General features: G+C 67.5%; 20 protein-coding genes. 11 read left to right on the top strand and 9 right to left on the bottom strand.

Going from position 1 to position 26991, the window contains the following annotated elements; all coding sequences use genetic code 11:
• Positions 1-105: 105 nt before the first annotated feature.
• Complete coding sequence (locus DACI_RS30140; RefSeq protein WP_012207764.1) at positions 106-960, bottom strand: BKACE family enzyme; 855 nt, start codon at positions 958-960, stop codon at positions 106-108.
• A complete protein-coding gene (locus tag DACI_RS30135) occupies positions 957-1919 on the bottom strand; it encodes a 3-hydroxyacyl-CoA dehydrogenase family protein (RefSeq protein WP_012207763.1) in 963 nt (320 codons plus the stop codon). Before DACI_RS30135 ends, DACI_RS30140 begins: the two co-directional genes overlap by 4 nt.
• A gap of 91 nt (positions 1920-2010) precedes the next feature.
• Between DACI_RS30135 and DACI_RS30130 the strand changes: the two genes are divergently transcribed.
• The 7 genes from DACI_RS30130 to DACI_RS30100 all read left to right on the top strand — a co-directional run bounded on the left by DACI_RS30130 (position 2011) and on the right by DACI_RS30100 (position 7881).
• A complete protein-coding gene (locus DACI_RS30130; protein ID WP_012207762.1) occupies positions 2011-2919 on the top strand; it encodes a LysR family transcriptional regulator in 909 nt (302 codons plus the stop codon).
• Between the two features lie 109 nt (positions 2920-3028).
• The gene (locus DACI_RS30125; protein WP_012207761.1) at positions 3029-3970 is read left to right on the top strand and encodes a hydroxymethylglutaryl-CoA lyase; all 942 of its coding nucleotides are present in this window, start codon (positions 3029-3031) and stop codon (positions 3968-3970) included.
• A gap of 2 nt (positions 3971-3972) precedes the next feature.
• Positions 3973-4476: a YbaK/EbsC family protein gene (locus DACI_RS30120; RefSeq protein WP_012207760.1), complete on the top strand. Its 504-nt coding sequence runs from the start codon at positions 3973-3975 to the stop codon at positions 4474-4476.
• A complete protein-coding gene (locus tag DACI_RS30115) occupies positions 4476-4718 on the top strand; it encodes a DUF1289 domain-containing protein (protein WP_049801477.1) in 243 nt (80 codons plus the stop codon). The genes DACI_RS30120 and DACI_RS30115 overlap by 1 nt, the downstream gene beginning before the upstream one ends.
• A gap of 23 nt (positions 4719-4741) precedes the next feature.
• Entirely contained in the window at positions 4742-5377 is a 636-nt protein-coding gene (locus tag DACI_RS30110; protein ID WP_012207758.1) for a DsbA family protein, read from the top strand.
• Positions 5378-7231 carry a DUF294 nucleotidyltransferase-like domain-containing protein gene (locus DACI_RS30105; RefSeq protein ID WP_012207757.1) on the top strand — a complete coding sequence of 618 codons (1854 nt, stop codon included), beginning with the start codon at positions 5378-5380 and terminating at the stop codon, positions 7229-7231.
• Positions 7228-7881, top strand: a complete 654-nt coding sequence (locus tag DACI_RS30100; RefSeq protein ID WP_043783014.1) for a 3'-5' exonuclease — start codon at positions 7228-7230, stop codon at positions 7879-7881. Before DACI_RS30105 ends, DACI_RS30100 begins: the two co-directional genes overlap by 4 nt.
• Positions 7882-7902: 21 nt before the next feature.
• Here the strand turns inward: DACI_RS30100 and DACI_RS30095 are convergent, their stop codons facing one another.
• The 3 genes from DACI_RS30095 to DACI_RS30085 all read right to left on the bottom strand — a co-directional run bounded on the left by DACI_RS30095 (position 7903) and on the right by DACI_RS30085 (position 10794).
• Complete coding sequence (locus tag DACI_RS30095; protein ID WP_012207755.1) at positions 7903-8538, bottom strand: YbhB/YbcL family Raf kinase inhibitor-like protein; 636 nt, start codon at positions 8536-8538, stop codon at positions 7903-7905.
• A gap of 217 nt (positions 8539-8755) precedes the next feature.
• A complete protein-coding gene (locus tag DACI_RS30090; protein ID WP_012207754.1) occupies positions 8756-10489 on the bottom strand; it encodes a cation acetate symporter in 1734 nt (577 codons plus the stop codon).
• Positions 10486-10794: a DUF485 domain-containing protein gene (locus DACI_RS30085; RefSeq protein WP_012207753.1), complete on the bottom strand. Its 309-nt coding sequence runs from the start codon at positions 10792-10794 to the stop codon at positions 10486-10488. Before DACI_RS30085 ends, DACI_RS30090 begins: the two co-directional genes overlap by 4 nt.
• A 303-nt stretch (positions 10795-11097) precedes the next feature.
• On the opposite strand from DACI_RS30085, the gene DACI_RS30080 reads away from it, so the two are divergent.
• From DACI_RS30080 to uvrA, 3 genes are all read left to right on the top strand, one after another.
• On the top strand, positions 11098-12780 hold the full coding sequence (locus DACI_RS30080; protein ID WP_012207752.1) for an MFS transporter: 1683 nt from the start codon (positions 11098-11100) through the stop codon (positions 12778-12780).
• A 405-nt stretch (positions 12781-13185) separates the two neighbouring features.
• A complete protein-coding gene (locus tag DACI_RS30075; RefSeq protein ID WP_012207751.1) occupies positions 13186-14169 on the top strand; it encodes a porin in 984 nt (327 codons plus the stop codon).
• 435 nt (positions 14170-14604) lie between these two features.
• On the top strand, positions 14605-20559 hold the full coding sequence (uvrA, locus tag DACI_RS30070) for an excinuclease ABC subunit UvrA (protein WP_012207749.1): 5955 nt from the start codon (positions 14605-14607) through the stop codon (positions 20557-20559).
• Between the two features lie 3 nt (positions 20560-20562).
• Here uvrA and DACI_RS30065 read toward each other — a convergent pair whose 3' ends face one another.
• On the bottom strand, positions 20563-21741 hold the full coding sequence (locus tag DACI_RS30065; RefSeq protein ID WP_012207748.1) for an MFS transporter: 1179 nt from the start codon (positions 21739-21741) through the stop codon (positions 20563-20565).
• 129 nt (positions 21742-21870) lie between these two features.
• On the opposite strand from DACI_RS30065, the gene DACI_RS30060 reads away from it, so the two are divergent.
• On the top strand, positions 21871-22836 hold the full coding sequence (locus DACI_RS30060) for a LysR family transcriptional regulator (protein WP_012207747.1): 966 nt from the start codon (positions 21871-21873) through the stop codon (positions 22834-22836).
• Positions 22837-22858: 22 nt separating this feature from the next.
• Here DACI_RS30060 and DACI_RS30055 read toward each other — a convergent pair whose 3' ends face one another.
• The 3 genes from DACI_RS30055 to DACI_RS30045 form a co-directional block, all read right to left on the bottom strand.
• Positions 22859-23719 carry a hypothetical protein gene (locus tag DACI_RS30055; RefSeq protein ID WP_012207746.1) on the bottom strand — a complete coding sequence of 287 codons (861 nt, stop codon included), beginning with the start codon at positions 23717-23719 and terminating at the stop codon, positions 22859-22861.
• A 180-nt stretch (positions 23720-23899) separates the two neighbouring features.
• The gene (locus DACI_RS30050; RefSeq protein ID WP_012207745.1) at positions 23900-25228 is read right to left on the bottom strand and encodes an MFS transporter; all 1329 of its coding nucleotides are present in this window, start codon (positions 25226-25228) and stop codon (positions 23900-23902) included.
• 48 nt (positions 25229-25276) lie between these two features.
• The gene (locus DACI_RS30045; RefSeq protein ID WP_012207744.1) at positions 25277-26929 is read right to left on the bottom strand and encodes a GMC family oxidoreductase; all 1653 of its coding nucleotides are present in this window, start codon (positions 26927-26929) and stop codon (positions 25277-25279) included.
• Positions 26930-26991: the final 62 nt, after the last annotated feature.

Below are 26991 nucleotides of genomic sequence, written 5' to 3'. Positions count from 1 at the left end.
TGTGTCTCCTGCCTGTGGTTGGAATGGAAGGCCCGTCTTGTGCGGGCTCATGGGCCTATCGGCTTATCGGCTTATGGGCTTATCGGCCTGTAAGGCGCCTGGTGCTCAGCCCGGTGTGAAGCGCTGGCGTATGTCGTCGGCCGTGGCCAGGGGGCGGCCCAGCGCCTGTGCGGACACCACGGCCTGGCGGACCAGGGCGGCGTTGTCGGGCGCGGTGTGGCCGTCCTTGGCCAGCAGGTTGTTCTCGAAGCCCACGCGCGCATGGCCGCCAAACGCGGCGGCTGCCGCGATGCAGGTGTTTTCCGTGGAGCCGAAGGCGCACACGGCCCAGGGCTCGCCGCCGTCATGCGCCGCAAGAAAGGGCAGCAGGTCCTGGGGCCGCGAGGTCTGGCCCGCGCTGTAGCGGCCCAGCACGAAGAGCAGGAGCCAGGGCGCCTCGGGCACCACGCCCTGGGCGCGCAGCGCCTGCCAGCGGCGCAGGTCGGCCACGTCGTAGAGGATGACCTGCACCATGACCTGGTCGCGCACCAGGCCCGTGAAAAAGTGCGCCAGTCCCGCATCGCCGATCTCGGGCTGGTCGATCTCGCGCAGGCCGATGGAGACGGCCTCGGGCCGCAGCGCCTGCACCATGGCGATCTGCTCGGGCGCGCGGTAGACGCCTGCGGCCTCGCTGGTGATCTGCACCACCATGTCCGTGCCCACGGCCTCGCGCACCACGCGCCAGGCTTCGCGGTAGCCGTCCACATCCAGGCTGTGGCGCCCCTGGGCGTCGCGGATGTGCATGTGGATCATGGCCGCGCCGGCATCCAGGCAGGCGCGTGCCGTGGCGGCCAGCCTCTGTGGCGTGATCGGCAGTGCAGGGTGGTCGGCCGGCTGCTTGTAGGCGCCGTTGGGGGCCACGGTGACGATCAGCGGGTCGCTCCACTGCGACGTGGTTGACGTGGGGACCGGCGTGCTCATGGCGTGTCCTGTGCCCGCTCCGGCACCGGCAGCTCGCTGGCCAGCAGGGCCAGGCCCTGGCGCAGCAGCGCGTCGTAGCGGGCACGCTCGGCCAGGCGGCGGTCTTCGGGCCAGTCGAAGAAGCCCTTGCCGGTCTTCATGCCCAGATCGCCACGCGCCACGCGATCGCGCAGGGCCTGGGCCGGCACATCGGTGTTGGACAGCGTGGGGTACATGGTGGCGGCGGCCGCGCAATGCACCTCGATGCCCGCATGGTCGCGCTGCAGCACGGGACCGGCTGCCAGGAAGCGGAAGCCGAAGCCGAAGCGCACGGCGGCATCCACGTCCTCGGGCGAGGCAATGCCCTCGTCGATGAGGGCGAAGGCCTCGCGCGACAGCGCATGCTGCATGCGGTTGGCCAGAAAGCCGGGCTTGTCCTTCTTCACCAGCACCGGCACGCTGCCGCAGCCGCGCATGAAGGCATGCAGCCACTGGCCCAGGGCCGGATCGCTGCGCTCGCCCAGCACCACTTCCACCAGTGGCACCAAATGGGCGGGCATGAAGAAGTGCAGGCCCAGCATGCGCTGCGCCGTGGGCAGGCCGCCGGCGATGGCGCTGATGGGAAAGCCCGAGCTGTTGCTGGCCAGCACGGCGTCGGCCGGCGCATGCGCCTCAAGTTCGGCGAACAGCGCCTGCTTGGCATCCAGCCGCTCGGTGATGCATTCCACCACCAGGGCCACGCCGTCCCAGGCCACATCCTCCAGCGCCGCGCAGACCGAGACCTGGGACGCGCACCGGGCAAAGCCGGCCGTGGCCAGCTCGATGGCAATGTGCTGCAGCAGCAGCTCGCGCCGTGCCGCGCCGGGGTCGACCACGGTCACCAGGGCGCCGCCCCGGGCCAGGACCACGGCCACATCGGCACCCATGGTGCCTCCCCCGACGACCACCGTGCGCGCGTTGCGCGGCGAACTGCTGTGCATGCTGTCTCCTGCTGATTTCATGGATTTGAGGCGCAGTCTAGGCAGCCGTCATTGAACGGTAAAGACGCATTTTTCGATAAACTGATCGGCCATGAAGATCAATTGGTCGGCCCGCGAGGTCGATGTCTTTCTGGCGCTGGCCGATTCGCTGAGCTTTCGGCGCACGGCGCTGCAGATGCACCTGTCGCAGTCGGCCGTCTCGGGCACGCTGGCGCGGCTGGAAGAGATGCTGGGCGCGCGCCTGTTCGAGCGCACCACGCGCGCCGTGGAACTGACACAGGCCGGCGAGGTCTTCGCCGAGCAGGCGCGCATCCTGCGCCACCAGATGGACGAGACCGTGCGCCGCGTGCAGGAGGTGGCCCAGGTGCAGGTGGGCCGGCTGGCGCTGGCGGCCCTGCCTTCGCTGGCCGCGGGCCTGCTGCCCCGCGTGCTGGCGCGCTTCGCGGCCGAGCATCCGGGCGTGCACCTGGAGCTGTTCGACAGCCTGGCCGGGCCGGCCTTCGACATGGTGCGAGCGGGCCGCGTGGACTTTGCGCTCACGGCGGCCAACCCCGCCTATGCCGACCTGGACTACCTGCCCCTGGCCTCCGACCGCTTCGTGCTGCTGCTGGGCCGCGGCCATGCGCTGGCGCGCGGGCGCGGTGACCTGGGCTGGGCCGACGTGGCCCATCTGCCCCACATCTCCATGCCGGCCGGCACCAGCGTGCGCCAGTACGCCGACGAGGCCCTGCTGACCCACGGCATACGCTTTGCGCCCCAGTACGCCGTGGAGCACCTGGCCACCATCGCGGCCATGGTGGCTGCCGATCTGGGCGTGAGCGCGCTGCCGCTGCTGGCCGCGCAGGTGGTGCAGCGGCCGGAGGTGGTGGCGCGCCCGCTGGCACGGCCGGTGCTGCGCCGCCCCATCGGCCTGGTGCGCCTGAGCGGCCGCCGCCTGTCGCCGGCTGCCGCGCGCATGGTGGAGATGCTGCGCGAGGAAATGGCGGCCCTGCCGGGCTGAAGGGGGCGCTGGCAGCCGTTGTGCATGGCCCGGCAGGATATGGGGTGGTGCCCGGGCCTGCAAGCCTGGACAATAGGGGCCGTACCCGTCATCCCGGTGAGAACACCCCATGAGCATTCCTTCCCGCGTCAAACTCGTCGATGTAGGCCCCCGCGACGGCCTGCAGAATGAAAAACAGCCCGTGCCCGCCGCCGTCAAGATCGAGCTGGTGCACCGCCTGCAGGAAGCCGGCCTCAAGGAAATCGAGGTCACCAGCTACGTCAGCCCCAAATGGGTGCCGCAGATGGCCGACAACGCCGAAGTCATGGCCGGCATCGTCCGCCGCCCCGGCGTGCGCTACAGCGTGCTCACGCCCAACATGAAGGGCCTGGAGGCCGCGCTGTCGGCGCCGCGCGAACTGTGGCCTGACGAGATCGTGGTCTTCGGCGCAGCCAGCGAGGCCTTCAGCCAGAAGAACATCAACTGCTCCATTGCCGAAAGCATCGAGCGCTTCGCCCCCGTGGCCGAAGCCGCACGCGCCCAGGGCATCCACGTGCGCGGCGCCATGAGCTGCACCGTGGGCTGCCCCTACGAAGGCGAGATCGCCCCCGAGCGCGTGGCCTACCTGGCCGGCCTCATGAAGGGCATCGGTGTGCAGCATGTGGGCGTGGCCGACACCATCGGCGTGGGCACGCCCGTCAAGGTGCGCAAGGCCATCGAGGCCACGCTGCAGCACTTCGCCATCGACGATGTGTCGGGCCACTTCCACGACACCTACGGCCAGGCCGTGTCCAACACGCTGGCCGCGCTGTCGCTGGGCGTGTGGCAGTTCGACACCTCGGTGGCGGGCCTGGGCGGCTGCCCCTACGCCAAGGGCGCCACTGGCAATGTGGCCACGGAGGACGTGGTCTACATGCTGCAGGGCATGGGCATAGAGACCGGCATCGACCTGGACAAGCTGATTGATGCCGGCCAGTTCATCAGCGACCACCTGGGCCGCCCCACGCAGTCGCGCGTGGCCAAGGCACTGCTGACCAAGCGCGCCAGCGCGTCTGCATGCGAGGCGGTGTGAGCATGTGCGGATCTGAACTCCACCATCTTCCCGAAGGCGTGCAGCGCGTGGCTGCCTTCCTGCAGCAGGCCGGCCACGGCGAGGGCCCGCGCATGCTGGACGGCGCCGCGCGCACGGCCCAGGAAGCGGCCGACCAGCTGGGGATCCTCGTGGGCCAGGTGGCCAAGAGCATCATCTTCCGCCGCCGCAGCGACGGCGTGGCCGTGCTGGTCGTGGCCTCGGGCGACCGCCGCGTGGATGAGAAGAAGGTCGCCGCCCTGGTCGGCCCCGTGGGCCGTGCCGATGCCGACTTCGTCAAGGCGCAGACGGGCTTTTCCATCGGCGGCGTCAGCCCCGTGGCCCATGCCAACACGCCCGTGACCCTGGTGGACCGGGAACTGCAGCGTTTCGACACGGTCTGGGCGGCTGCCGGCCATCCGCATGCGGTGTTCGCGGCCACGCCGGCCGCGCTGCAACTGCTGGCCGGCGCGCCCTGGGCCGACGTGGTGCAGGAGGTGGCGGCATGATGGGTCCCAAGGAAATGCTGGCCCAGAAGGCCCGCGCCGCATACGCTCCGCGTGCCGAAGAGGAACCCGTGCTCTCGCCCTGCATCTCGGTCTGCCGCATGACGCCCGACCGAAGCCATTGCGAAGGGTGCTTTCGCACCATCGACGAGATCCGCGCCTGGTCCAAGTCCGATGCGCCGCAGCGCCTGGCGATCTGGAACGCGCTGCTGGAGCGCGCAGGCATCGCGGCCACCGCACCCTAGATCCCCATCACGACGCACCCGCCATGAAGCAGATCACCTTCCATCTCGACTTCATCTCGCCCTATGCCTGGCTGGCGTTCGCGCAACTGCCGCAGGCGCTGCAGGGCATCAGCCACCACATGCAGTACCGCCCCGTGCTGCTGGGCGCGCTGCTGCAGCGCCACGCCAACCCGGGACCGGCCGGCATCGCGGGCAAGCGCGAATGGACCTACCGCCATGTGAGCTGGCTGGGCCATGCCACGGGCGTGGGGCTGGACATGCCGGCCCGCCATCCGTTCAACCCGCTGCCGCTGCTGCGCCTGGCGCTGGAGTGCAGCGATGACGGCACCATCAACCGCTTTGTGGCGGACGCCGTGCTGCGCCATGTCTGGCTGGGCGGCGCCGACGCGCTGGACCCCGCGCGGCTCGACGCACTGCGCGCCACGCTGGCGCCGCAGCTGCGCACGGATGCGGCGGACAACGCCAAGCGCCTGCTGCGCGAGAACACCGAGGCCGCCGCCGCCCGGGGCCTGTTCGGCGTGCCGGCCTGGGAGGTCGATGGCCGCCTCTTCTGGGGCCTGGACAGCTTGCCCATGCTGCGTGCCTACCTGGAAGGCGATGGCTGGTTCGACAGCGGCTGGGACGCGGCTGCAAGCGTGGAGCAAGGCCTGAAGGTTTGAATGGCGGGGCTGGAACAACGGCCCCGCCCCATGCCCAACGCCTTCAACTTCGCCGCCTCTCCCTTCGACTGCCTCACGCCCGACGAACAGGCGCTGGTGCGCGATGGCGTGGACATCGCCTACTTCCCCGAGGGCGCCGTGGTGCTCGACGCCGGCTCGGCGCCCACCCACCTCTTCGTCATCATCAAGGGCCATGTGGTGCAGACCGAGGGCGACGAGGTGCTGGCCAGCTACGGCCCCGACGACAGCTTCGACGGCCGCGCCCTGGTGGCCGGCCGCACGGGCAGCCGCTTCACCGTGGCCGAGGAACTCATCGCCTACCAGCTTGCGCGCGAAACCGTGGGCGAGCTGATCGCGCGCAACACCGCCTTTGGCGCCCTGCTGTTCTCCGACCTGGGCCACAAGCTGGGCACATTGGCCCAGCGCGCCGACCGGCACGAATTGCAGTCGCTGACGCTGGCGCGCGTGGACCAGGCCTATCTGCGTGCCGCCCATGTGGTGGATGCGGCCACGGACATCGTCTCCGCGGTGCGCCTGTTCCATGCCGAGCGCACGACCTGCGTGCTGGTCTCGGGACTGCCGCAGGGCGGCCTGGGCATCTTCACGGGCACCACGCTGCAGCGCGCCATCCTTGACGGCCGCCCGCTGGAGCGGCTGGCCGTGGGCGAATTCGCCAGCCAGCCCGTGTTCACCGTGCGCGCCGACGACCAGCTGGGCGATGCCCTGGTCGTGCTGCTGCGCGCCCGCGTGCACCGGCTGGCCGTGCTGGATGCACAGGGCCAGGTGCTGGGCATTCTGGAGGCGCTGGACCTGTTCAGCTTCCTGGCCAACCACTCCCACCTCATCACCGTGCAGATCGAGCAGGCTGCCGACCTGCAGGCGCTGGAGCAGGCCGCCGCCCAGATCACGCGCCTGGTGGCCGCCCTGCACCGGGGCGGCACGCGGGTGGCCCTGATGGCGCGGCTGGTGCAGCAGCTCAATGCGCGCCTGTTCGAGCGTGCCTGGCAGATGCTGGCGCCGCCGGACCTGGTGGCCCAAAGCTGCCTCTTCGTCATGGGCAGCGAGGGGCGCGGCGAGCAGTTGCTCAAGACCGACCAGGACAACGGCCTGCTGCTGCGCGACGGCTATGCGCCGCCCCAGGACCTCGACGCCATCTGCGCGCGCTTTTCCGCGCAGCTGCAGCGCTTCGGCTACCCCGAATGCCCGGGCGGCATCATGCTCAGCAACCCGCAGTGGCGCGGCACGGTGGCCAGCTTCGGCAGGCAGGTGCGCGAATGGCTGATCCTGCCCGGCCCCGAGGGCCTCATGCACCTGGCGATCTTCCTCGACGCCCATGCGGTGGCGGGCGATGCCGCGCTGCTGGCCACGGTGCGGCGCGACCTGATGGCGCTGGCCCTGGACAGCGATGCCCAGGTGGCGCGCTTCGCCTCGGCCGTCGACGCCTTCGCGCACGAGCCGGGCAGCTGGTGGGAGCGGCTGCTGGGCCGCGGCGGCGAGGGCGCGCCCGTGCACCTGAAGAAGGCCGGCATCTTCCCCATCGTCCATGGCGTGCGCAGCCTGGCGCTGTCCCAGCGCATCGCCGCCACCGGCACGGCCGAGCGCATCGCGGCCCTGGTGGACAAGGGCGTGCTCGACGGCGCCCAGGGCCAGGAGCTGCTCCAGGGCCTGCATTTCCTCATGGGCCTGCGCCTGCAGGCGGGACTGGCCGAGATCGACCTGGGCCGCCCCGTCACCGGCCATGTGGACCCGGCGCGCCTGAGCAGCCTGGAGCGCGACCTGCTCAAGGACACGCTGGCCGTGGTGCGGCGCTTCCGCGAACTGCTGCGCCAGCGCCTGCGGCTGGACGCCGTATGAGCGCGGCGCCCTTGCAGCGCTGGGTGGCGGGCCTGCGGCGCAACTGGCAGCGGCGCAGGCTGGCGGACCCCGCCTATGCCTTTCTCTTCGATGCGCCGCCGCCCGGCGAATGGGTGGCGCTGGACTGCGAGACCACGGGCCTGGATGTGCGCTGCGACCAGATCATCTCCATCGGCGCCGTGCGCATCGTGGGCGAGCGCATCCTGTCCAGCGAACGCCTGGAACTGCTGGTGCGCCCCTCGCGCAGCGTGCCCGGCGACAGCGTGCGCATCCACCGCCTGCGCGAGCGGGACCTGGCCCGGGGCCTGGCCATCGAGGACGCGCTGGCGCAGCTGCTGCGCTTCATCGGCAGCCGCCCGCTGGTCGGCTACTACCTGGAATTCGACGTGGCCATGATCGAGCGCGTGCTGCGCCCCTGGCTGGGCACGGGGCTGCCCAACGAGCGCATCGAGGTCTCGGCCCTGTACTACGACCACCGCTTCCGGCAGCTGCTGCCCTGGCAGCAGCAGGCGCCCGAGATCGACCTGCGCTTTGCCACGCTGATGGCCAACCTGGGCCTGCCGCAGCGCGAGGCCCACGACGCGCTCAACGACGCCGTGATGGCGGCGCTGGCCTTCATCAAGCTGCGCAGGCTGGCCGGCGCGACGTAGGGCGCCCGGAAAGGCGTTCGCTCAGGCGGCGGAGACCGCAGGGTTCAGGCTGTACAGGCCGGTGATGCTGGCCTTGCCCAGCACCTGGCCGGCTTGCAGCGCCGCGCGCACATTGGCGCCGGTCAGCTCGCCGGAGACGGCCAGCGTGGGCGTGGCCAGCGCATAGACGGTGAAGACGTAGTGGTGGACGATGCTGTCGTTCCACGGAGGGCAGGGGCCGTCGTAGCCGAAGTAGTCGCCCTTCATCTGCTCGTCGCCCGCGAACCAGCCCGTGTAGTCGTTGATGCCGTGGCGCAGGCCGCCGGGGGCTGCCGGGCCGCTCTTGCCGCGCGGCGTGACGCCGTCGGACTGGGCGCCTGCCGCGATCTCGGTGGTGGCGGCCGGAATGTCCAGCAGCAGCCAGTGGAAGAAGTCCACGCGCGGCAGGCTGGCCGGCACTTCGCGGCCTTCCTGGTTCACATCGTCGCCGCGGCTGGGCACGTCGGGATCATGGCAGACCACGACGAAGGACTGCGTGCCTGCGGGCGCGCCGCTCCAGGCCAGGTGCGGGTTGCGGTTGGACGACAGCGCCACGTGCGAGGCCGCATCGGGCACCGCGAACGCGAATTCGCCGGGAATCGCCTGGCCGTCCTGGAAGCTTTGGCTGATGAGTTGCATGTCGGATCTGTCCTGTGCGTTGAATAGGGAAGCGATGCTGCACAGGCGAAGCTGCGCAGACCCCGCAAGTCTAGAGGCCTGGACGGCGCCGGCCATCGCAGATCCGATCAGGCGCCTTCTCCAGCCGATCAATCTGAGGGCGGCTGCTGCCACGCCAACGAAAAAGCCGGGCGCTGGGCCCGGCTTTTCATGGTGGGTGCCTGAGGGGCTCGATGGCTCAGTGGCCCGAAGCTCCCGAGGCGCCAAGGCCTGTTTCCGAGCGCACCTGCTGCGCGGGGAAGATGGCGCGTTCCTTGGCAGCCTGGGCGCTCTTGTCGAGCACCGAGAACAGCCACACGCCCACGAAGCCGATGGTCATGGAGAACAGCGCGGGCGAGGCGTAGGGGAACCAGGCCGAGCCTGCGGGGTTGCCCAGCGTGGCCTCCCACACCGGGGGCGAGACCACGGTCAGGCCCACGGAGGAGATCAGGCCCATGAAGCCGCCGATCACCGCGCCCTTGGTGGTGCAGTCCTTCCACAGCACCGACAGCAGCAGCGGGGGGAAGTTGGCCGAGGCCGCGACCGCGAAGGCCAGCGACACCATGAAGGCGATGTTCTGCTTCTCGAACACGATGCCCAGCAGCACGGCGATGGCGCCCAGCGTCAGCGTGGTGATGCGCGAGACGCGCAGCTCGGCGGCGCTGTCGGCCTTGCCCTTCTTGATCACGGTGGCGTACAGGTCATGCGACACGGCCGAGGCGCCCGACAGCGTCAGGCCCGCGACCACGGCCAGGATGGTGGCGAAGGCCACGGCCGAGATGAAGCCGTAGAACACGTCGCCGCCCACGCTCTTGGCCACCAGCACGGCCGCCATGTTGGCCGTGCCCGCGCCGCCGTGGATCACGCCCTTGACCGTATCGGCCATCTCGGGGTTGGTCAGCACCAGGGTGATGGCGCCGAAGCCGATGATGAAGATCAGCACGTAGAAGTAGCCGATCCAGGTCGTGGCCCAGAACACGCTCTTGCGTGCTTCCTTGGCATCGGGCACGGTGAAGAAGCGCATCAGGATGTGGGGCAGGCCCAGCGTGCCGAACATCAGCGCCATGCCGAAGCTGATGGCCGAGATCGGGTCCTTGATGAAGCCGCCCGGGCCCATGATGGCCAGGCCCGCCTTGGCCGCGGCCGAGGGGTCGGCGCCGTTGTTGGCAGCGATCTCGGAGCGCACGCGCACGCCTTCGGCGAACAGTGCCTCGGGGCTGAAGCCGTACTTGGCCAGCACCATGAAGCCCATGAAGGTCACGCCGGCCAGCAGCATGCAGGCCTTGATGATCTGCACCCAGGTCGTGGCCGTCATGCCGCCGAACAGCACATAGATCATCATCAGGCCGCCCACCAGCACCACGGCGATCCAGTAGTCCAGGCCGAACAGCAGCTTGATCAGCTGGCCCGCGCCCACCATCTGCGCGATCAGGTAGAAGGCCACCACCACCAGCGTGCCGCTGGCCGCGAAGGCGCGGAACGGCGTCTGGGAGAAGCGGTAGCCTGCCACGTCGGCGAAGGTGAACTTGCCCAGGTTGCGCAGGCGCTCGGCCAGCAGGAAGGTCAGGATGGGCCAGCCCACCAGGAAGCCGATGGAGTAGATCAGGCCGTCATAGCCGCTGGCCATGACCGAGGCCGAGATGCCCAGGAAGGAGGCGGCCGACATGTAGTCGCCCGCAATCGCCAGGCCGTTCTGAAAGCCCGTGATGCCGCCACCGGCCGTATAGAAGTCGGCGGCCGACTTGGTGCGGCCCGCGGCCCACTTGGTGATCCACAGCGTGGCCACGACGAAGGCTGTGAAGAGAATGATGGCGGTCCAGTTGGTGGCCTGCTTGGCGGCCACGCCGACATCGCCGCCGGCGGCCAGCACGGGCCCCGTCAGGGCCAGCGCCACGGCGGGCGCCAGCAGCATGCGTTGTGCGGAATTCTTCATTTCGTGGCGTCCTTCAGGATGTCCTGGGTGAGCTTGTCGTACTCGCCATTGGCGCGGCGCACGTAGAGGCCGGTGACGATCACCGAGAACACGATCACGCCCATGGCGATCGGGATGCCCAGCGAGGTCACGCCCGCGCCAATGGGCTGGGCCAGAAAGGATTTGTCGAAGGCAATCAGCGCGATATAGCCGTAATAAACGACCAGCATCAGCAGCGTCAGAAAAAGGCCCAGGCGATTGCGTCTGGATCGCAACTCCTGGTATTTGGGATGGCGCTGTATTTTGTCTACCACCGGATCGGTCATGGTTTGTCTCCTGAAGTTGGAATCGCGGCGGCAGCCCCATGGATCTGCAGCCTTGCGGCGCATTCTGGAAAGCGCTTCTGACCGAGTGCTTACGCAGTGCAGCATGGTTTGGCAGGGTTTTTACGGTGCTTTTCACATGGAAAAAGACGGCATCAGGGTTGCTGCTGAGTTAGTAAGAAATCGTTCAGTTCGCCGTCAATTTCTGTAAGAGGTGAGTCAGATTCGCGTCAGCAGGCAGGCGGATAGTGAATCGGCGGGCCTATGGCAAGCCCGCTAAATATTCAATAAATCAAGGAGACAGACATGGCTATCAACGCATCGCAAGGCGCGGGGGTCAAGGCGACCCCGCGGCCCATGACTCCGGAAGAACGCAAGGTGATCTTTGCCTCGTCGCTAGGCACGGTTTTCGAGTGGTACGACTTCTATCTCTACGGATCGCTGGCGGCCATCATCGCCAAGCAATTCTTCAGCGGGCTCGATGCGGGATCGGCCTTCATCTTCGCGCTGCTGGCCTTCGCGGCCGGCTTCATCGTGCGGCCCTTCGGCGCACTGGTGTTCGGGCGGCTGGGCGACATGATCGGGCGCAAGTACACCTTCCTCGTGACCATCCTGATCATGGGCCTGTCGACCTTCATCGTCGGCATCCTGCCCACCTACGCCAGCATCGGCGTGGCGGCGCCGGTGATCCTCATCGGCCTGCGCATGCTGCAGGGCCTGGCCCTGGGCGGCGAGTACGGCGGTGCGGCCACCTACGTGGCCGAGCATGCGCCGCACGGCAAGCGCGGCGCCTACACCTCGTGGATACAGACCACGGCAACGCTGGGCCTGTTCCTGTCGTTGCTGGTGATCCTGGGCGTGCGCACCTCCATCGGCGAGCAGGCCTTTGCGGACTGGGGCTGGCGCATCCCCTTCCTGCTGTCCATCGTGCTGCTGGGTATCTCGGTGTGGATCCGCATGACGCTGTCCGAGTCGCCGGCCTTCCAGAAGATGAAGGCCGAGGGCAAGGTCTCCAAGTCCCCGCTGACCGAGTCCTTCGGCCAATGGCGCAACCTCAAGATCGTGATCCTGGCGCTGATCGGCCTGACCGCCGGCCAGGCCGTGGTCTGGTACACGGGGCAGTTCTATGCGCTGTTCTTCCTGACGCAGCAGCTCAAGGTCGATGCGGTGACGGCCAACCTCATGATCGCGGCGGCGCTGATCATCGGCACGCCGTTCTTCGTGATCTTCGGCTCGCTGTCCGACAAGATAGGCCGCAAGCCCATCATCATGCTGGGCTGCGTGCTGGCCGTGGTGACCTACTTCCCCGTGTTCAAGGCGCTGACCGAAGCGGCCAACCCCGACCTGGCTGCGGCACAGGCCAAGAACAAGGTGGTCATCGTCGCCGATCCCAAGGAATGCTCGTTCCAGTTCAATCCCACGGGCACCTCCAAGTTCACCAGCTCCTGCGACGTGGCCAAGCAGTTGCTGGCCGCAGGCTCGGTCAGCTATGACTCCGAGGACGCAGCGCCCGGCAAGACGGCCTTCATCCGCATCGGCAGCACCGAGATCCCCTCGTTCTCCATCAAGGGCCTGAGCCCCGAGGAAGCCAAGGCCAAGGACGCCGAGTTCAAGAAGACCGTGGCCAAGGTGCTGGCCGAGGACGGCTATCCCACCAAGGCCGACCCCGCGAAGATGAACAAGGTCATGATGGTCGCCATCCTGACCTACCTGGTCATCCTCGTGACCATGGTCTACGGGCCCATCGCCGCCATGCTGGTGGAGCTGTTCCCCACGCGCATCCGCTATACCTCCATGAGCCTGCCGTACCACATCGGCAATGGATGGTTCGGCGGCCTGCTGCCCACCATGTCCTTCGCCATCGTGGCCCAGACCGGCAATATGTACAGCGGCCTCTGGTACCCCATCGTCATTGCAGGCGCCACGGCCATCATCGGCACGCTGTTCCTGCGCGAGACCAAGGATGTGGATATCTACGCTAATGATTGAGTGAAGGCACCCCCTGAGCGGCTTACGCCGCTTCCCCCTCTCTGCTTGCTTCGCAAGGGAGGGGGACGACACCCTCGCGGCGGGGCGGCCCTTGCTTGGTGTCCCTGGCTTTGGGCCGCGCCGGGTTCATGCGATGTGCGTGTTATCGGCCGGAGTTTTTTGCTCTGCATTGATGAAAGCCCATGGCGGTTTGCCGTGGGCTTTTTCTTTGGGTGCTTCTAATGGTTTTCCATGTCATGCCTGTGGCAGCAAAGCATCAGATGGCGCATTTTCAGAGGCGGGCATACATTTTTTGACATGCCCGCACCTAGAATCCGCAGCAGCCGCAAATGGCACTGATCTAGAGCCGGAGTCGGCCCTGAGATTTCAAGAATACCCACTCAACAATCCCAAGGAGATGCCGAGATGATCAAGATGAACCGCGTAGCCCTGGCCGTGCTGGCCGTGCTGGGTTCCACCACCGTGATGGCGCAAAGCAGCGTGACGATTTATGGCCGTATCAACACGACCGTCGAACGCGAAAAGATCGGTGACCAGACCGTCAACAAGATGGAGAACAACTCCTCGCGTTGGGGCATGCGCGGTGTCGAAGATCTGGGCGGCGGCCTGAAGGCCGGCTTCGTGCTGGAAAGCGGTTTCGCTTCCGACACCGGCATGGGTTCCTCCTCCACGGGCGCGCTGACCTTCGGCCGCCAGAGCGAAGTGAACCTGTCGGGCAGCTTCGGCAAGATCCGCATGGGCAACTTCTTCCCCGGTTCTTACTTCGCCACGGCCGACTACGTGAGCATGCACAACCATGACACGGGTACCTCGTCCGACGCGCTGTACTTCGATCCCGTCTGGTTCGCCAGCGGCCTGGGCACCGCCAACAAGATCTCCTACACCACCCCCAACATCGGTGGCCTGACGGTCGAAGGCTCGGTCTCCATGCACGAGAAGGCCACGCCCGCCCGCAAGAACGGCTATGACCTGGCCGTCAACTACGACGTGGGCCCTCTGGCCCTGGGCGCTGGCTACAGCCAGGTGGACGAAGACAAGCAGGCCGCCTTCCGCGCTGCCTACACCTTCGGCCAGTTCGTGGTCGGTGGCTACTACCAGCGCAACGACGAGCAGATCCGCGGCACGCGCAACAACTTCCGTCTGTCGGGCATGTACACCCTGGGCGCTTCCGAGTTCCACGTGAACCTGGGCCACGCCAACAAGTGGAGCAACATTGCCGACTCCGGCGCCAACCAGTGGACCCTGGGCTACAACTACAACCTGAGCAAGCGCACCAAGGTCTACGGCTACTACACCAAGGTGGACAACAAGGCCGGCGCCAACTACATGACCGGTGTGAAGGGCGCGGACTTCTCCTCCTTCGCGCTGGGCGTGCGTCACGCATTCTGATCGCCGCGCGGCGTAAGCCGCGAGCAAAGCAGGTCTGTTCCAATCAGCACCTGCCTGCCACATCAGGCCTCGTACCGAAAGGTACGGGGCCTTTTTGTCTGGGCTCGTCTTTTCAAAGCCTGATCAAGGAAAAAACCATGAGGATCATCGCGGCCGGTTGCCTGGCCTTTGTCGTCGTCTCGCTGCTGGCCGTCACCCAGGTGAAGGGTGCGCCGGGTGAGCAGGCCATGCCTGCCTCCGTGCAGATGGCCAAGTAAGCCCTCGGCAAGAGGCACGAGCCCCGGACTGGTTCCGGGGTTTTTTTATGGTCGCGCGGATGCGTCGAGGGGGTATCTTTTTGTTTAACCTGTATAAAAATACAGGTATTGAGAAGCGTCTGATGCCTGACGCATGGACTGCCTAGAATGTTTGGCTCCCACTGACCACAGAACACCCATGACGCACGGTCTGATTCGAATTCGCGGCGCACGCCAGCACAATCTCCAGAACCTGGATCTCGACATCCGTACCGGCGAGCTGACCGTGGTCACGGGGCCCAGCGGCTCGGGCAAGTCCAGCCTGGTGTTCGACACCCTGTATGCCGAAGGCCAGCGCCGCTATGTCGAGACCTTCTCGGCCTATGCGCGCCAGTTCCTGGACCGCATGGACAAGCCGGCCGTGGACCGTGTGGAGGGGGTGCCGCCGGCCATCGCCATCGACCAGACCAATCCCGTCCGCAACTCGCGCTCCACCGTGGGCACGATGACCGAGCTCAACGACCACCTGAAGCTGCTGTTCGCGCGCGCAGCCCAGCTGTTCGACCGCGACACCGCCGTGCCCGTGCGCCACGACACGCCCGACAGCGTGCTGGAGGAGCTGGCCGAGCGTTGCCGGCAGGCCGGTGATCCGCGCATCGCCATCACCTTCCCCGTCGAGCTGCCCGCCAACACCACGGCCGCCGAGGTGGAGCAATGGCTGTCGGCCAGCGGCTTCACCAAGGTCCAGGCCGAGCGCGAGGCCGAGAAGGCCGGCGCCGTGGAGCCTGCCGCCGACGCCAAGGGCAAGAAGGCCAAGGCGGCGCCGCTCAAGGTCAAGATGCTGGACGTGGTGGCCGACCGCTTCCGCCTGGGCAATGTGGAGCGGGCCCGCGCCTACGAGGCCATCGAGGTGGCACTCAAGCGCGGCAGCGGCCACATGACGGTCTATGTGCTGCCTGAATCCGCCGTGGAAGCCGCAGGTGCCCAGCCCACCGAGCCCCAGCTGTGGAAGTTCTCGCTGGGCCTGCACTGCCCCGAAAGCGGCCTGAGCTACCAGGAGCCGATTCCCTCGCTGTTCTCCTTCAACTCCGCCGTGGGCGCCTGCGAGGCCTGCCGTGGCTTTGGCCGCGTGATCGGCGTGGACTGGGGACTGGTCATTCCCAACGACAAGCTCACCCTGCGCACGGGCGCCATCAAGCCCGTGCAGACACCGGCCTGGAAGGAGATCCAGGACGACCTGATGCGCCACGCCGAGGCCGAAGGCATTCCGCGCGACACGGCCTGGGCCAAGCTCACCGACGCGCAGAAAAGCTGGGTGCTGGACGGCTCGCCCAACTGGAATGGCAAGTGGACCCAGACCTGGTACGGCATCAAGCGCTTCTTCGAATACCTGGAGAGCAAGGCCTACAAGATGCACATTCGGGTGCTGCTGTCCAAGTACCGCAGCTATACCGAATGCCCCACCTGCGGCGGCGCGCGCCTGAAGACCGAAAGCCTGCTGTGGCGCCTGGGCGGCAAGCAGGCCGCCGATGCCGTGCTGCCGCCCGGCGACGAAGGCCGCTACCGCCGCTTCATGCCGAAGGGCGTGGCATGGAGCCGCGAGCAGCTGGACGCGCTGCCGGGCCTGTGCCTGCACGACCTGATGCAGCTGCCCCTGGTGCGGCTGCGTGACTTCTTCCAGCAGCTGGCGCCGGCAGTCGACGCCCCATTGCATGACGGCGAGGCCCAGGCCCTCAAGATGCTGCACGCCGAAATCATGGCGCGCGTGCAGTACCTGTGCGACGTGGGCATCGGCTACCTCACGCTGGACCGCCAGAGCCGCACGCTGTCGGGCGGCGAGGTGCAGCGCATCAACCTGACCACGGCCCTGGGGACCTCGCTGGTCAACACCCTGTTCGTGCTCGACGAGCCCAGCATCGGCCTGCACCCGCGCGACATGGAACGCATCACCGAGGCCATGCAGCGCCTGCGCGATGCGGGCAACACCCTGGTCGTGGTCGAGCACGACCCGGCCGTGATGTTCGCCGCCGACCGCATGATCGACATGGGCCCCGGCCCCGGCGCGCGCGGCGGCCAGATCGTGTTCGACGGCACGCCCGAGGACCTGCGCCATGCCGACACGCTGACCGGCGCCTACCTGGGTGGCCGCAAGCAGGTGGGCTTCGGCCTCAAGCGCATGGTGACCGAGTCCACGCCACGCCTCATCCTCGAAGGCGCGCGCGAGCACAACCTGCGCGGCATCGACGTGGACTTTCCGCTGCAGCGCCTGGTCACCATCACCGGCGTCAGCGGCTCGGGCAAGTCCACGCTGATCCAGGATGTGCTGGTGCCCGCGCTGATGCGCCACTTCGGCAAGCCCACGGATGCGGCCGGCGCCTTCGAGCGCCTGCTGGGCGCCGACCACCTGAGCGACGTGATGTTCGTGGACCAGTCGCCCATCGGCAAGACGGCGCGCTCCAATCCGGCCAGCTACGTGGGCGCCTGGGACTCCATCCGCGAGCTGTTCGCCATTGCGTCGCTGTCGCGCCAGCGCGGCTACACGGCCGCCAAGTTCAGCTTCAACAGCGGCGACGGCCGTTGCCCCACCTGCGGCGGCTCGGGCTTCGAGCATGTGGAGATGCAGTTCCTCTCCGACGTCTACCTGCGCTGCCCCGACTGCAACGGCACGCGCTACCGCCCCGAGATCCTGGAAGTCACGATCGAGCGCCACGCGGCCGGCGAGCTGCAGCCGCGCAAGCTCAACGTGGCCGATGTGCTGGAGCTCACCGTGGCCGAGGCGGCCCTGCTGTTCGCCCAGGACCGCGAGGTCATCCGCGCCCTGCAGCCCATCGTCGATGTGGGCCTTGAATACGTGAAGCTGGGCCAGCCCGTGCCCACGCTGTCGGGCGGCGAGGCCCAGCGCCTCAAGCTCGCGGGCTTCCTGGCCGAGGCTGCCAAGTCCCAGGCCAAGTCGAAGCAGGCGCTGGCCAAGAAGGGCACATTGTTCCTGTTCGACGAGCCCACCACGGGCCTGCACTTCGACGACATCGCCAAGCTCATGCGCGCGCTGCGCAAGCTGCTGGAGGCCGGGCATTCGCTGATCGTCATCGAGCACAACCTCGACGTGATCCGCGCCAGCGACTGGCTGATCGACCTCGGCCCCGAAGGCGGCGACGGCGGCGGCGCCATCGTGGCCCAGGGTACGCCCGAGGAAGTGCGCCAGATTCCTGGCTCGCACACGGCCCAGGCGCTGCGCGAGTACGACCTGGCCATGGGCGTGGGCGGCGAGGCGGTGCGCGAGGTCGCCCCCATGCTCTACAAGAGCCAGCGCAAGGCGCATGCCATGTCGGGCGCCGCGGCCAGGAATGCCATCGAGATCGTCAACGCCAAGGAGCACAACCTCAAGCAGCTGTCGGTGGAGATCCCGCGCGGCAAGTTCAACGTGGTGACGGGTGTCTCGGGCTCGGGCAAGTCCACGCTGGCCTTCGACATCCTGTTCAACGAAGGCCAGCGCCGCTACCTGGAGTCGCTGAACGCCTATGCGCGCTCCATCGTCCAGCCTGCGGGCCGGCCCGAGGTGGACGCGGTCTACGGCATTCCGCCCACCGTGGCCATCGAGCAGCGCCTGTCGCGCGGCGGGCGCAAGTCCACCGTGGGCACGACCACCGAGGTCTGGCACTTCCTGCGCCTGCTCTACGTCAAGCTGGGCACGCAGCACTGCATCCACGACGGCGCCGCCGTGCAGCCGCAGACGGCGGAAAGCATCGCGGCCCAATTGCTCACGCAGTTCAGGGGCCAGACCATCGGCCTGCTGGCGCCGCTGGTGGTCAACCGCAAGGGCGTCTACACCGAGCTGGCCGACTGGGCACGGCCGCGCGGCTACACCCATCTGCGCGTGGACGGCGAATTCCTGCCCACCACGGGATTCCCGCGCATCGACCGCTTCAAGGAGCACACCATCGAACTGCCCGTGGCCAGCGTCACCGTCACGGCGGCCAACGAGCGCGAACTGCGCGGCCACCTGGCGCAGGCGCTGGAAACAGGCAAGGGCGTGCTGCATGTGCTGTCCGGCCTGGACAACCTGGCCGATGCCATGGCCGGCGGCCGGAGCACGGCCGGCATCGGCAGCCTGCAGGTGTTCTCCACCCAGCGCGCCTGCCCGGTCTGCGCCACCAGCTATGCCGAGCTGGACCCGCGCCTGTTTTCCTACAACAGCAAGCACGGCTGGTGCCCCGACTGCGTGGGCACGGGCGTCAAGCTCACCAAGGACCAGCGCAAGGTCTATGACGACACCCTGCTGGTCGAGGACAACCGGGGCCGGGAGGTCAAGTTCGAAGGCCAGGAAATCGAAGACCTGGCCGAAGTGACCTGCCCCACCTGCCAGGGCACACGCCTGAACGCCACGGCGCGCGCCGTGCGCTTCCATGGCGTGGGCATTGCCGAGATCGCCCAGCTGTCGGTCAACGACGTGCGCAAATGGGTGCAGGCGCTGGCGATGTCGGGCCGCGAGGCCGACATTGCCCGCGACCTCATCCCCGAGATCCAGAGCCGCCTCGAATTCCTCGAGGAAGTGGGCCTGGGCTACCTGACGCTGGACCGTGGCGCGCCCACGCTGTCGGGCGGCGAGGCCCAGCGCATCCGCCTGGCCGCGCAACTGGGCAGCAACCTGCAGGGCGTGTGCTATGTCCTGGACGAGCCCACCATCGGCCTGCATGCACGCGACAACCAGATCCTGCTCAACGCCCTGCACAAGCTGGGCGACAAGGGCAACACCCTGGTCGTGGTCGAGCATGACGAGGACACCATCCGCCGCGCCGACCACATCATCGACATCGGCCCCAGCGCCGGCATACGCGGCGGCCGCCTCGTGGCCCAGGGCACGGCGGCCGACATCATGGCGGCCGAGGACTCCATCACGGGCCGCTACCTGCTGCATGCCATGCGCCACCCGTTCCAGCCGCGCCGCTGGGTGGGAGAAGGCCAGCCGCCGCAGGCGGCCGCCGAGCTTGCCGCCGTGGCCGAACCGGTGCCGGAACCCGCGCCTGTCAAGGTATCCAAATCCAAAAAGAAGGCCGCGCCTGTCGTTGTCGAAGCCGAACCCGCGTCCGACGCACTGGGCTGGCTGACCGTGCGCGGCGCCCATTTGCACAACCTGCAGAACGTGGATGCGCGCGTGCCGCTCAAGCGCCTGGTGGCCGTCACCGGCGTCAGCGGCTCGGGCAAGTCCACGCTGGCGCGCGACGTGATGCTGGCCAATGTGGCCGCCTGGGTCGGCCAGCGCGCCACCAAGGCCGGGCGCGATGCCATGGACGCCGGCAAGGCGCCGCCGCTGTCCGGCTGCAAGGGCCTGCAGGGCTTCGAGGGCATAGACCGCGTGCTCGAGGTGGACCAGACCCCCATCGGCAAGACCCCGCGCAGCTGCCCGGCCACCTACATCGGCTTCTGGGACACCATCCGCAAGCTCTACGCCGAAACGCTGGAGGCCAAGGCCCGCGGCTACGCGGCCGGCCGCTTCTCGTTCAACACCGGCGAAGGCCGCTGCCCGGCCTGCGAGGGCCAGGGCATGCGCACCATCGAGATGAGCTTCCTGCCCGACGTGAAGGTGCCCTGCGAGGTCTGCCACGGCGCGCGCTTCAACCCCGAGACCCTGGCCGTCTCCTGGCGCGGCAAGAGCATTGGCGACGTGCTGCAGATGGAGGTGGACGAGGCCGTCGAGTTCTTCGCCAGCATGCCCAGCATCGCCCACCCGCTGCAGCTGCTCAAGGACGTGGGACTGGGCTATCTCACGCTGGGCCAGCCCTCGCCCACGCTGTCGGGCGGCGAGGCCCAGCGCATCAAGCTCGTCACCGAGCTGACCAAGGTGCGCGACGACGTGACCCGGCGCGGCAACAAGGCGCCGCACACGCTCTATGTGCTGGACGAACCCACGGTGGGCCTGCACATGGCCGATGTGGACAAGCTCATCCGTGTGCTGCACCGCCTGGTGGATGCGGGCCACAGCGTGGTCGTCATCGAGCATGACCTGGACGTGATCGCCGAGGCCGACTGGATCATCGACCTCGGCCCCGAAGGCGGCAAGGACGGCGGCCGCATCATTGCGGCCGGCACGCCCGAGGATCTGGTGGCTGCGGGCACGCACACGGGCAAGGCGCTCAAGCCCGTGCTGGCTCGTTGAGCCTCAGGCGCAGGCCACGCCTGCGCTGCGTGCGGAGCCTGCGGGCAGGCGGCTGCTCCAGAAGACCAGCACCAGGCCCACGGCCGTCAGCGCGGCGGCGGCCCAGCCCAGGTTGACCAGGCCCAGGCCACCGGCCAGGGCCAGGCCGCCGACCCAGGCACCCAGGGCATTGCCCAGGTTGAAGGCCGCAATGTTCAGGCTGGAGACCAGGTTGGCGCCCTGGGGGCCGGCCTGGTCCAGCACGCGCATCTGCATGGGAGCCACCGTGGCGAAGGCCACGACGCCCAGCACGATCACATAGGCCATGGCAACGGCCTGGTTCCCGAAGGCCCAGCGGCCTGCCGCCAGCACCACCATCAGCGCCGCAATGCTCCACACCAGGGCGCGCATCACGCCCCGGTCGGCCAGCTTGCCGCCCAGCAGATTGCCTGCGGCCAGGCCCGCGCCGAACAGCAGCAGGGTCAGCGCCACCAGGCTGTCGCCCATGCGGGTCACCTGGGTCAGCAGCGGCTCCACATAGGTGTAGAGCGCAAACACGCCCGCAAAGCCGAAGGCCGTGATGCCCAGGCCCAGCCAGACCTGGCCGTTGGCCAGCACGGCAAGCTCCTGCGCCAGCGGCGTGACCTCGGGGCGGCCCTGGTCGCGCGGCACGAAGGCGGCCAGGATGGCAAAGGCCAGCACGCCGATCGCGGCCACGGCCAGGAAGGCGCTGCGCCAGCCGAACATCTGGCCGATCCAGGCGCCGGCAGGCACGCCCAGCAGGGTGGCCAGGGTCAGGCCCGAGAACATCAGCGCAATCGCCGACGCCTTCTTGTCCACCGGCACCAGTCCCGTGGCCACCACGGCGCCCACGCCGAAGAAGGTGCCGTGGGTCAGCGAGGTCAGCACGCGCGCCGACATCAGCCATTCATAGCTGGGCGCGAACGCGGCGGCCAGGTTGCCGGCGATGAAGATCAGCATCAGCGCCAGCAGCAGGCGCTTGCGCGGCCATTGGCGCGTCAGCAGCGTGAGCACGGGCGCGCCCACGGCCACGCCGATGGCGTAGCCCGAAATCAGCGAGCCCGCCGTGGGAATGCTGATGTGAAGATCCTGGCTGACCTGTGTCAGCAGGCCCATGATGATGAATTCCGTGGTGCCGATGCCAAAGGCACCGGCCGCCAGGGCGAGTAGGGAAAGAGGCATGGACGGATTCCTTGTGATCCTTGGTGTGATGTCCAGTAATGTCGCACTGCAACATACCTTTGTGTAGATGGAATAATGGAAACGGATCTGTTCCTGTGTGGAATAGATGATCCTTTTCTCGGAGACACCATGCCCGCACTTGTTCCTCTCGCCGCCGCCGACACAGGCAACGCCGATGCCAACCGCTTTGCCGAGCTGGAAATGCTGATCCTGGTGGCCGAGCGCGGCAGCCTCTCGGCCGCTGCGCGCCACCTGGGCATCTCGCCCTCGGCCGTCAGCAAAAGCATGTCGCGGCTGGAGGCGCGCCTGGGCGTGCAGCTGCTCCAGCGCAGCACGCGGCGCCTGCATCTCACGCCCGAAGGCTGCCAGCTGTTCGAGCGCGGCAAGCGCGTGCTGGCCGACCTGGAGGAACTGGAGGCCTGCGTGGCCGTGCGCAGCGAACCACGTGGCCTGGTGCGCATCAACACCAGCTCATCGACCGGAAAAATGCTGCTCGTGCCCCTGGTGCCGCAATTGCTGCTGCGCCATCCCGGGCTGAGCCTGGAACTGAGCTTCACGGACCAGATCGTGGACCTGGTCGAGGCCGGCACGGACATCGCCGTGCGCTGGGGTCAGCTTCCGCCCTCGGACATGGTCGCGCGGCTGCTGGGCCACACGCGGCAGGTCATCCTGGCCTCACCGCAGTACCTGGCCCGCATGGGCAGACCCCTGCATCCGGACGAGCTGGGCCACCATGTGCGCCTGGGCTGGAGCTACCAGCGCGCCATACCGCACTGGCCATTTCTGGTGGACGGCCAGCGCGTGGCCGTCGATATCGGGGAGGTGGTGCGCGTCAACGATGGCGATGTGATGCGCGAGCTGGCGCTGCACGGCACGGGGCTGGCCCGCCTGTCGCTGTACCACGCCTGGGCCGACGTGCTCGCCGGCCGGCTGGTGCCCGTGCTGGAGGAATTCAACACGGGCGACCTGGAACCCATCCACGCCGTCTACCTGGGCAAGCCCGACCGCCTGCCCCCGCGCACGCGCGCCGTGCTCGACTTCCTGCAGGCGCATGTGGACCTGCGGCATGCGGAGCAGCTGCCGGCGCTGCCCTGAGGGGGAGCCGGCAGCGGGGGCGTCACTCCTGCTCGGCTGGCAGAGGTGCGGCGTTGAAGGACAGGTTTTCGATGATGTCGTGCAGCACGGTGGGCACTGGGTCCACGGGTGCGTCGGCCGCGTAGACGATGCCTGTACCCACGCCCTTCGGGTCAAGCAGGCGTTTGACCACCAGCACCTGTTCGGGGCGGGTGCCATTGGTGCGGGAGCTGCCTTCACCCTCGTTCACGCTGTAGACGAAGTAGTAGGAACGCAGCAACTGGCCAGAGCTGGTGATCTTCACGCACAGCACGCCGCCCGCCAGATTGCCCCGGATCTGGTGTTCACAGCCAAACAGCCGGTCTGCCGTTTCCATCAGGCCATTTCCGTTCGCCGTGGCGGGTGTCTGCAGCTGCATATTCACGACTTCGGAGAAAACGCCTTCGCTGCCGAACGAAGTCAGCGTCCACATTCCGCGCAGGCTGGATGCCACGGCGGGGTAGCCGAAGTTGAAACGAGATATGGCGACCTCAGGCTCACCTGGAAATGTGATGAAGCCAGAGATACCGCTGGTAAAGCGAACACTGACTTGGCCGGGGCTACCGGCTTCTACGCCTGAACGCGGTCCGCTGCCGAAATACCGACCGCCGCTGTACCGCGTCAAGGGTCCGGAAAAACGGTTCGAGACCAGAGGACCTGCAGCCAGAAAGAAAGTAGGACGGCCGTCGTTTTCATAGGCATACATCTGTAGCGCCACAGTGCCATTTTGTGCGTCTACCACCATTCCGCGGCCAGGCTTGCCGTCTAGCTCCGAATTCACGACCCACGAACCGCTTTGGGGCATAAATGCCTGCGCCAGGCCGCAGCCCAGCAAGATGGCTGCTGCCAATGTTTTCTTGAACATGATCCCTCTCTGTCTGAATAAGAAAATGCATGGGCATTCTAGCCATCGTCTTTACAAAGAGAAACAGTGCGATGGTTTTGAGTGGCTTTTGCTGGAGTCCCTGAAATGGGTTCGTACGCCGGCAATGTGTTTTCCAGCGTGCGTATTCAAACTTCTTGAAAGCGCCCGGATTCCATCCATTCACAGGCCTGCCCTGGAATTGCCCAAGGGCCGAAAGGCGCGGGCACCCTGTCCATCCCTCCCAATCGCCCAGGCACACCAGGCCGATACCGCTCCCGCAAACACCACATACAGGCACACCAGCCATGGGCTGCCACCGGCCGTCTTGACCAGCGCCGTCGCAATGATGGGCGTGATGCCGGACGCGAAAATGCCCGAGAACTGGTAGACGAAGGAAATGCCGGTGTAGCGCACCTTGGCGTCGAACAGGTCGCAGAAGAGGGCGGCTTCGGGACCGTAGACCGCCGCGTAGAGAATGCCGAAGGGCACGACGATGGCGATCCATATCAGCAGCATATTGCCGCCGCTGTCGGCCATGAGCCAGAAGGCCGGGAAGGCCGAGACCGCGGTGATCAGCGATCCCCACAAATACACGCGGCTGCGGCCCAGGTGGTCGGACAGGCGGCCGAACAGTGGAATCGTGAAGCACATCACCACGGCGGCGACCATCACGCCGATCAATGCATCGGTGCGGCTGATCTGCAGGGTGGAGGTCAGGTAGCTGATCGAGAACACGCCGAAGACGTTGAAGAAAACGCCGTCGATATAGCGTGCGCCCATGCCCTTGAGCACATTGCCCGGATAGCGCCGCATCATGTCCATGAAGGGAATCGCGGTCTCGGCATTGCGTGCCTTGACGGCCGCGAATTCGGGCGTCTCCTTCACATGCAGGCGGATGTACATGCCCACGGCCACCATCAGGCCCGAGATCAGGAACGCGACGCGCCAGCCCCAGGCCATGAATTGCTCCTCGGTGCACAGCCATGACAGCAGGGCCACCACGCCCGAGGCCATGAACAGGCCGATGGCCAGGCCCACCTGGGGCAGGGAGGCATAGAAGCCCCGCTTTTCCTTGGGCGCGTATTCGTAGGCCATGAGCACGGCGCCGCCCCATTCGCCGCCCAGGCCTATGCCCTGGGCCACGCGCAACAGCAGCAGCAGGATGGGCGCGGCCACGCCGATCTGGGCATGCGTGGGCAGCAGGCCGATCAGGAAGGTGGACACGCCCATGATCATCAGCGTGACCACCAGGATGCTCTTGCGTCCCACGCGGTCGCCGAAGTGCCCGAAGATCACCCCGCCCAGCGGCCGCGTGACGAAGCCCACGGCAAAGGTGGTGTAGGCCAGCAGGGTGGAGATCAGCGGATCGTCGCTGGGAAAGTACAGCTTGCTGAACACGATGCCGGCGACCACGCCGTACAGGAAGAAGTCATACCACTCGATGGTTGCGCCGATGAGCGCGGAGGTCACTACCTTGCGGATGACCCTGGGATCGGTTGCCGTCGTCATGCTGTCTCCTGGTTGTCTGTCGCATTGCCGGGATGCAGGAACGGGCAGTCATGCGACCTTGAGCTGCCCTGTCTCTCCGTGCCTGTCTTCGCGAACCATGTCGGCGGCCTTCTCGGCCATCATCACCACGGGCGCGTTGGTGTTGCCCGAGACCAGGGTGGGCATGACCGAGCAATCGACCACGCGCAGGCCGGCCATGCCGTGCACGCGCAGGCGCGCATCGACCACGGCCAGGACGTCGCTGCCCATGCGGCAGGTGCCGCTGGGGTGGAAGATGGTGGCGCCGTGGTTGCGGCAGAACTCCAGCAGTTCCGCATCGCTGTGCGCATCGGGGCCGGGCTTGACCTCGCGCTTCACGAAAGGGCGCATGGCCGGCGTGTCGGCAATGGCGCGTGCCGCGCGCACGGCCGCCACGTTGGTGCGGCGGTCCAGGTCGGTGGCCAGGTAGTTGGGCTGGATGGAGGGCGGCTCGAAGGCATCGCGCGAGCGGATGCGCAACTGCCCGCGTGACTCGGGTCGCAGCTGGCAGACCGACATGGTGAAGCCCGAGTACGGATGGACCTGGCCGCCTGCCATGTCGGCCGACAGCGTGGAGACGTGGAACTGGATGTCGGGTGTGGCGGCCACGGGCCGGCCCTGCTCGTCCCTGAGCGCACGCATGAAGCAGCCGCCCTGGTTGATGCCCACGGCCAGCGCGCCCGAGCGGAACAGCAGCCATTCCAGCCCCAGCCTGGTCCTGCCCACCCAGGAATTGAGCTGGTCATTGGTGGTGATGGGCTGGCTGCATTCGTAGCCCAGGCGTATCTGAAGATGGTCCTGCAGGTTCTCGCCCACGCCCGGCAGATCGTGCACCACGGGAATTCCCAGGGACTGCGACAGCGCGGCCGGGCCTATGCCCGACAGTTGCAGCAGCTGCGGCGACTGGATGGCGCCTGCCGACAGAATCACCTCGGCCCGCGCCTGGGCCTGGCGCTCCTGCCCGCCTTGCCGGTAGCGGATGCCGGTGGCGCGCCGGCCGCGCAGCACCAACTGCGTGGCCATGGCGTCGGTCTCTATGCGCAGATTGGGGCGGCGCCGGGCCTCGCCCAGATAGGCCTTGGCCGTGCTGCAGCGCAGGCCCTTGTGGGTGGTGAGCTGGTAGTAGCCCGCGCCCTCCTGGTCGCGGCCGTTGAAGTCCTCGGTGCGGGGCACGCCGACCTGGCCTGCACCGGCAATGAAGGCCTCGATCAGCGGATGCTGTGCGCCGATGTCCGAGACCTTGAGCGGCCCGTCCGCGCCATGGCCCGGGAAGGCGCCGCGCGCATTGCCTTCGGACTTCACAAAGTAGGGCAGCACCTCCTCATACGACCAGCCTGCATTGCCCAGCGCCGCCCAGTGGTCGTAGTCCTCGCGCTGGCCGCGCACGTAGATCAGTCCATTGATGGAGCTGCTGCCGCCCAGCGTGCGGCCGCGCGGCCAGTAGATGCGCCGGCCGTTCATGTTGGGGTCCGGGTCGGTCTCGAACTTCCAGTTGTAGACGGGGCTCCACATGGTCTTGCCGTAGCCGATGGGCAGGTGGATCCAGGGCGAGCGGTCCGGCGGGCCGGCCTCCAGCAGCAGCACCCGCGTGGCCGGGTCCTCGGACAGGCGCGCGGCCAGCACGCAGCCGGCAGAGCCTGCTCCCACGATCACGTAGTCATAGCTGTCGATGGGGTCCGGCATGCAGTGGCTCCTTTTGAGTTTCTTTTTAAGGAACTATTTGTTCCTTTGAGTGAAACTTATTC

Origin of the sequence: Delftia acidovorans SPH-1 (assembly GCF_000018665.1) — a bacterium.
In the GTDB taxonomy this organism is placed as follows: domain Bacteria; phylum Pseudomonadota; class Gammaproteobacteria; order Burkholderiales; family Burkholderiaceae_C; genus Comamonas; species Comamonas acidovorans.
This window is presented reverse-complemented; position numbering and strand designations above follow the sequence as displayed.

Bases quoted from the DNA above. Each gene is read 5' to 3' on its own strand.
- DACI_RS30125 (WP_012207761.1), top strand. From the start codon at position 3,029: ATGAGCATTCCTTCCCGCGTCAAACTCGTCGATGTAGGCCCCCGCGAC.
- uvrA (WP_012207749.1), top strand. From the start codon at position 14,605: ATGACGCACGGTCTGATTCGAATTCGCGGCGCACGCCAGCACAATCTC.
- DACI_RS30050 (WP_012207745.1), bottom strand. From the start codon at position 25,228: ATGACGACGGCAACCGATCCCAGGGTCATCCGCAAGGTAGTGACCTCC.
- DACI_RS30080 (WP_012207752.1), top strand. From the start codon at position 11,098: ATGGCTATCAACGCATCGCAAGGCGCGGGGGTCAAGGCGACCCCGCGG.
- DACI_RS30060 (WP_012207747.1), top strand. From the start codon at position 21,871: ATGCCCGCACTTGTTCCTCTCGCCGCCGCCGACACAGGCAACGCCGAT.
- DACI_RS30130 (WP_012207762.1), top strand. From the start codon at position 2,011: ATGAAGATCAATTGGTCGGCCCGCGAGGTCGATGTCTTTCTGGCGCTG.
- DACI_RS30090 (WP_012207754.1), bottom strand. From the start codon at position 10,489: ATGAAGAATTCCGCACAACGCATGCTGCTGGCGCCCGCCGTGGCGCTG.
- DACI_RS30100 (WP_043783014.1), top strand. From the start codon at position 7,228: ATGAGCGCGGCGCCCTTGCAGCGCTGGGTGGCGGGCCTGCGGCGCAAC.
- DACI_RS30105 (WP_012207757.1), top strand. From the start codon at position 5,378: ATGGCGGGGCTGGAACAACGGCCCCGCCCCATGCCCAACGCCTTCAAC.
- DACI_RS30075 (WP_012207751.1), top strand. From the start codon at position 13,186: ATGATCAAGATGAACCGCGTAGCCCTGGCCGTGCTGGCCGTGCTGGGT.
- DACI_RS30135 (WP_012207763.1), bottom strand. From the start codon at position 1,919: ATGCACAGCAGTTCGCCGCGCAACGCGCGCACGGTGGTCGTCGGGGGA.
- DACI_RS30055 (WP_012207746.1), bottom strand. From the start codon at position 23,719: ATGTTCAAGAAAACATTGGCAGCAGCCATCTTGCTGGGCTGCGGCCTG.
- DACI_RS30045 (WP_012207744.1), bottom strand. From the start codon at position 26,929: ATGCCGGACCCCATCGACAGCTATGACTACGTGATCGTGGGAGCAGGC.
- DACI_RS30115 (WP_049801477.1), top strand. From the start codon at position 4,476: ATGGGTCCCAAGGAAATGCTGGCCCAGAAGGCCCGCGCCGCATACGCT.
- DACI_RS30065 (WP_012207748.1), bottom strand. From the start codon at position 21,741: ATGCCTCTTTCCCTACTCGCCCTGGCGGCCGGTGCCTTTGGCATCGGC.
- DACI_RS30085 (WP_012207753.1), bottom strand. From the start codon at position 10,794: ATGACCGATCCGGTGGTAGACAAAATACAGCGCCATCCCAAATACCAG.
- DACI_RS30110 (WP_012207758.1), top strand. From the start codon at position 4,742: ATGAAGCAGATCACCTTCCATCTCGACTTCATCTCGCCCTATGCCTGG.
- DACI_RS30140 (WP_012207764.1), bottom strand. From the start codon at position 960: ATGAGCACGCCGGTCCCCACGTCAACCACGTCGCAGTGGAGCGACCCG.
- DACI_RS30095 (WP_012207755.1), bottom strand. From the start codon at position 8,538: ATGCAACTCATCAGCCAAAGCTTCCAGGACGGCCAGGCGATTCCCGGC.
- DACI_RS30120 (WP_012207760.1), top strand. From the start codon at position 3,973: ATGTGCGGATCTGAACTCCACCATCTTCCCGAAGGCGTGCAGCGCGTG.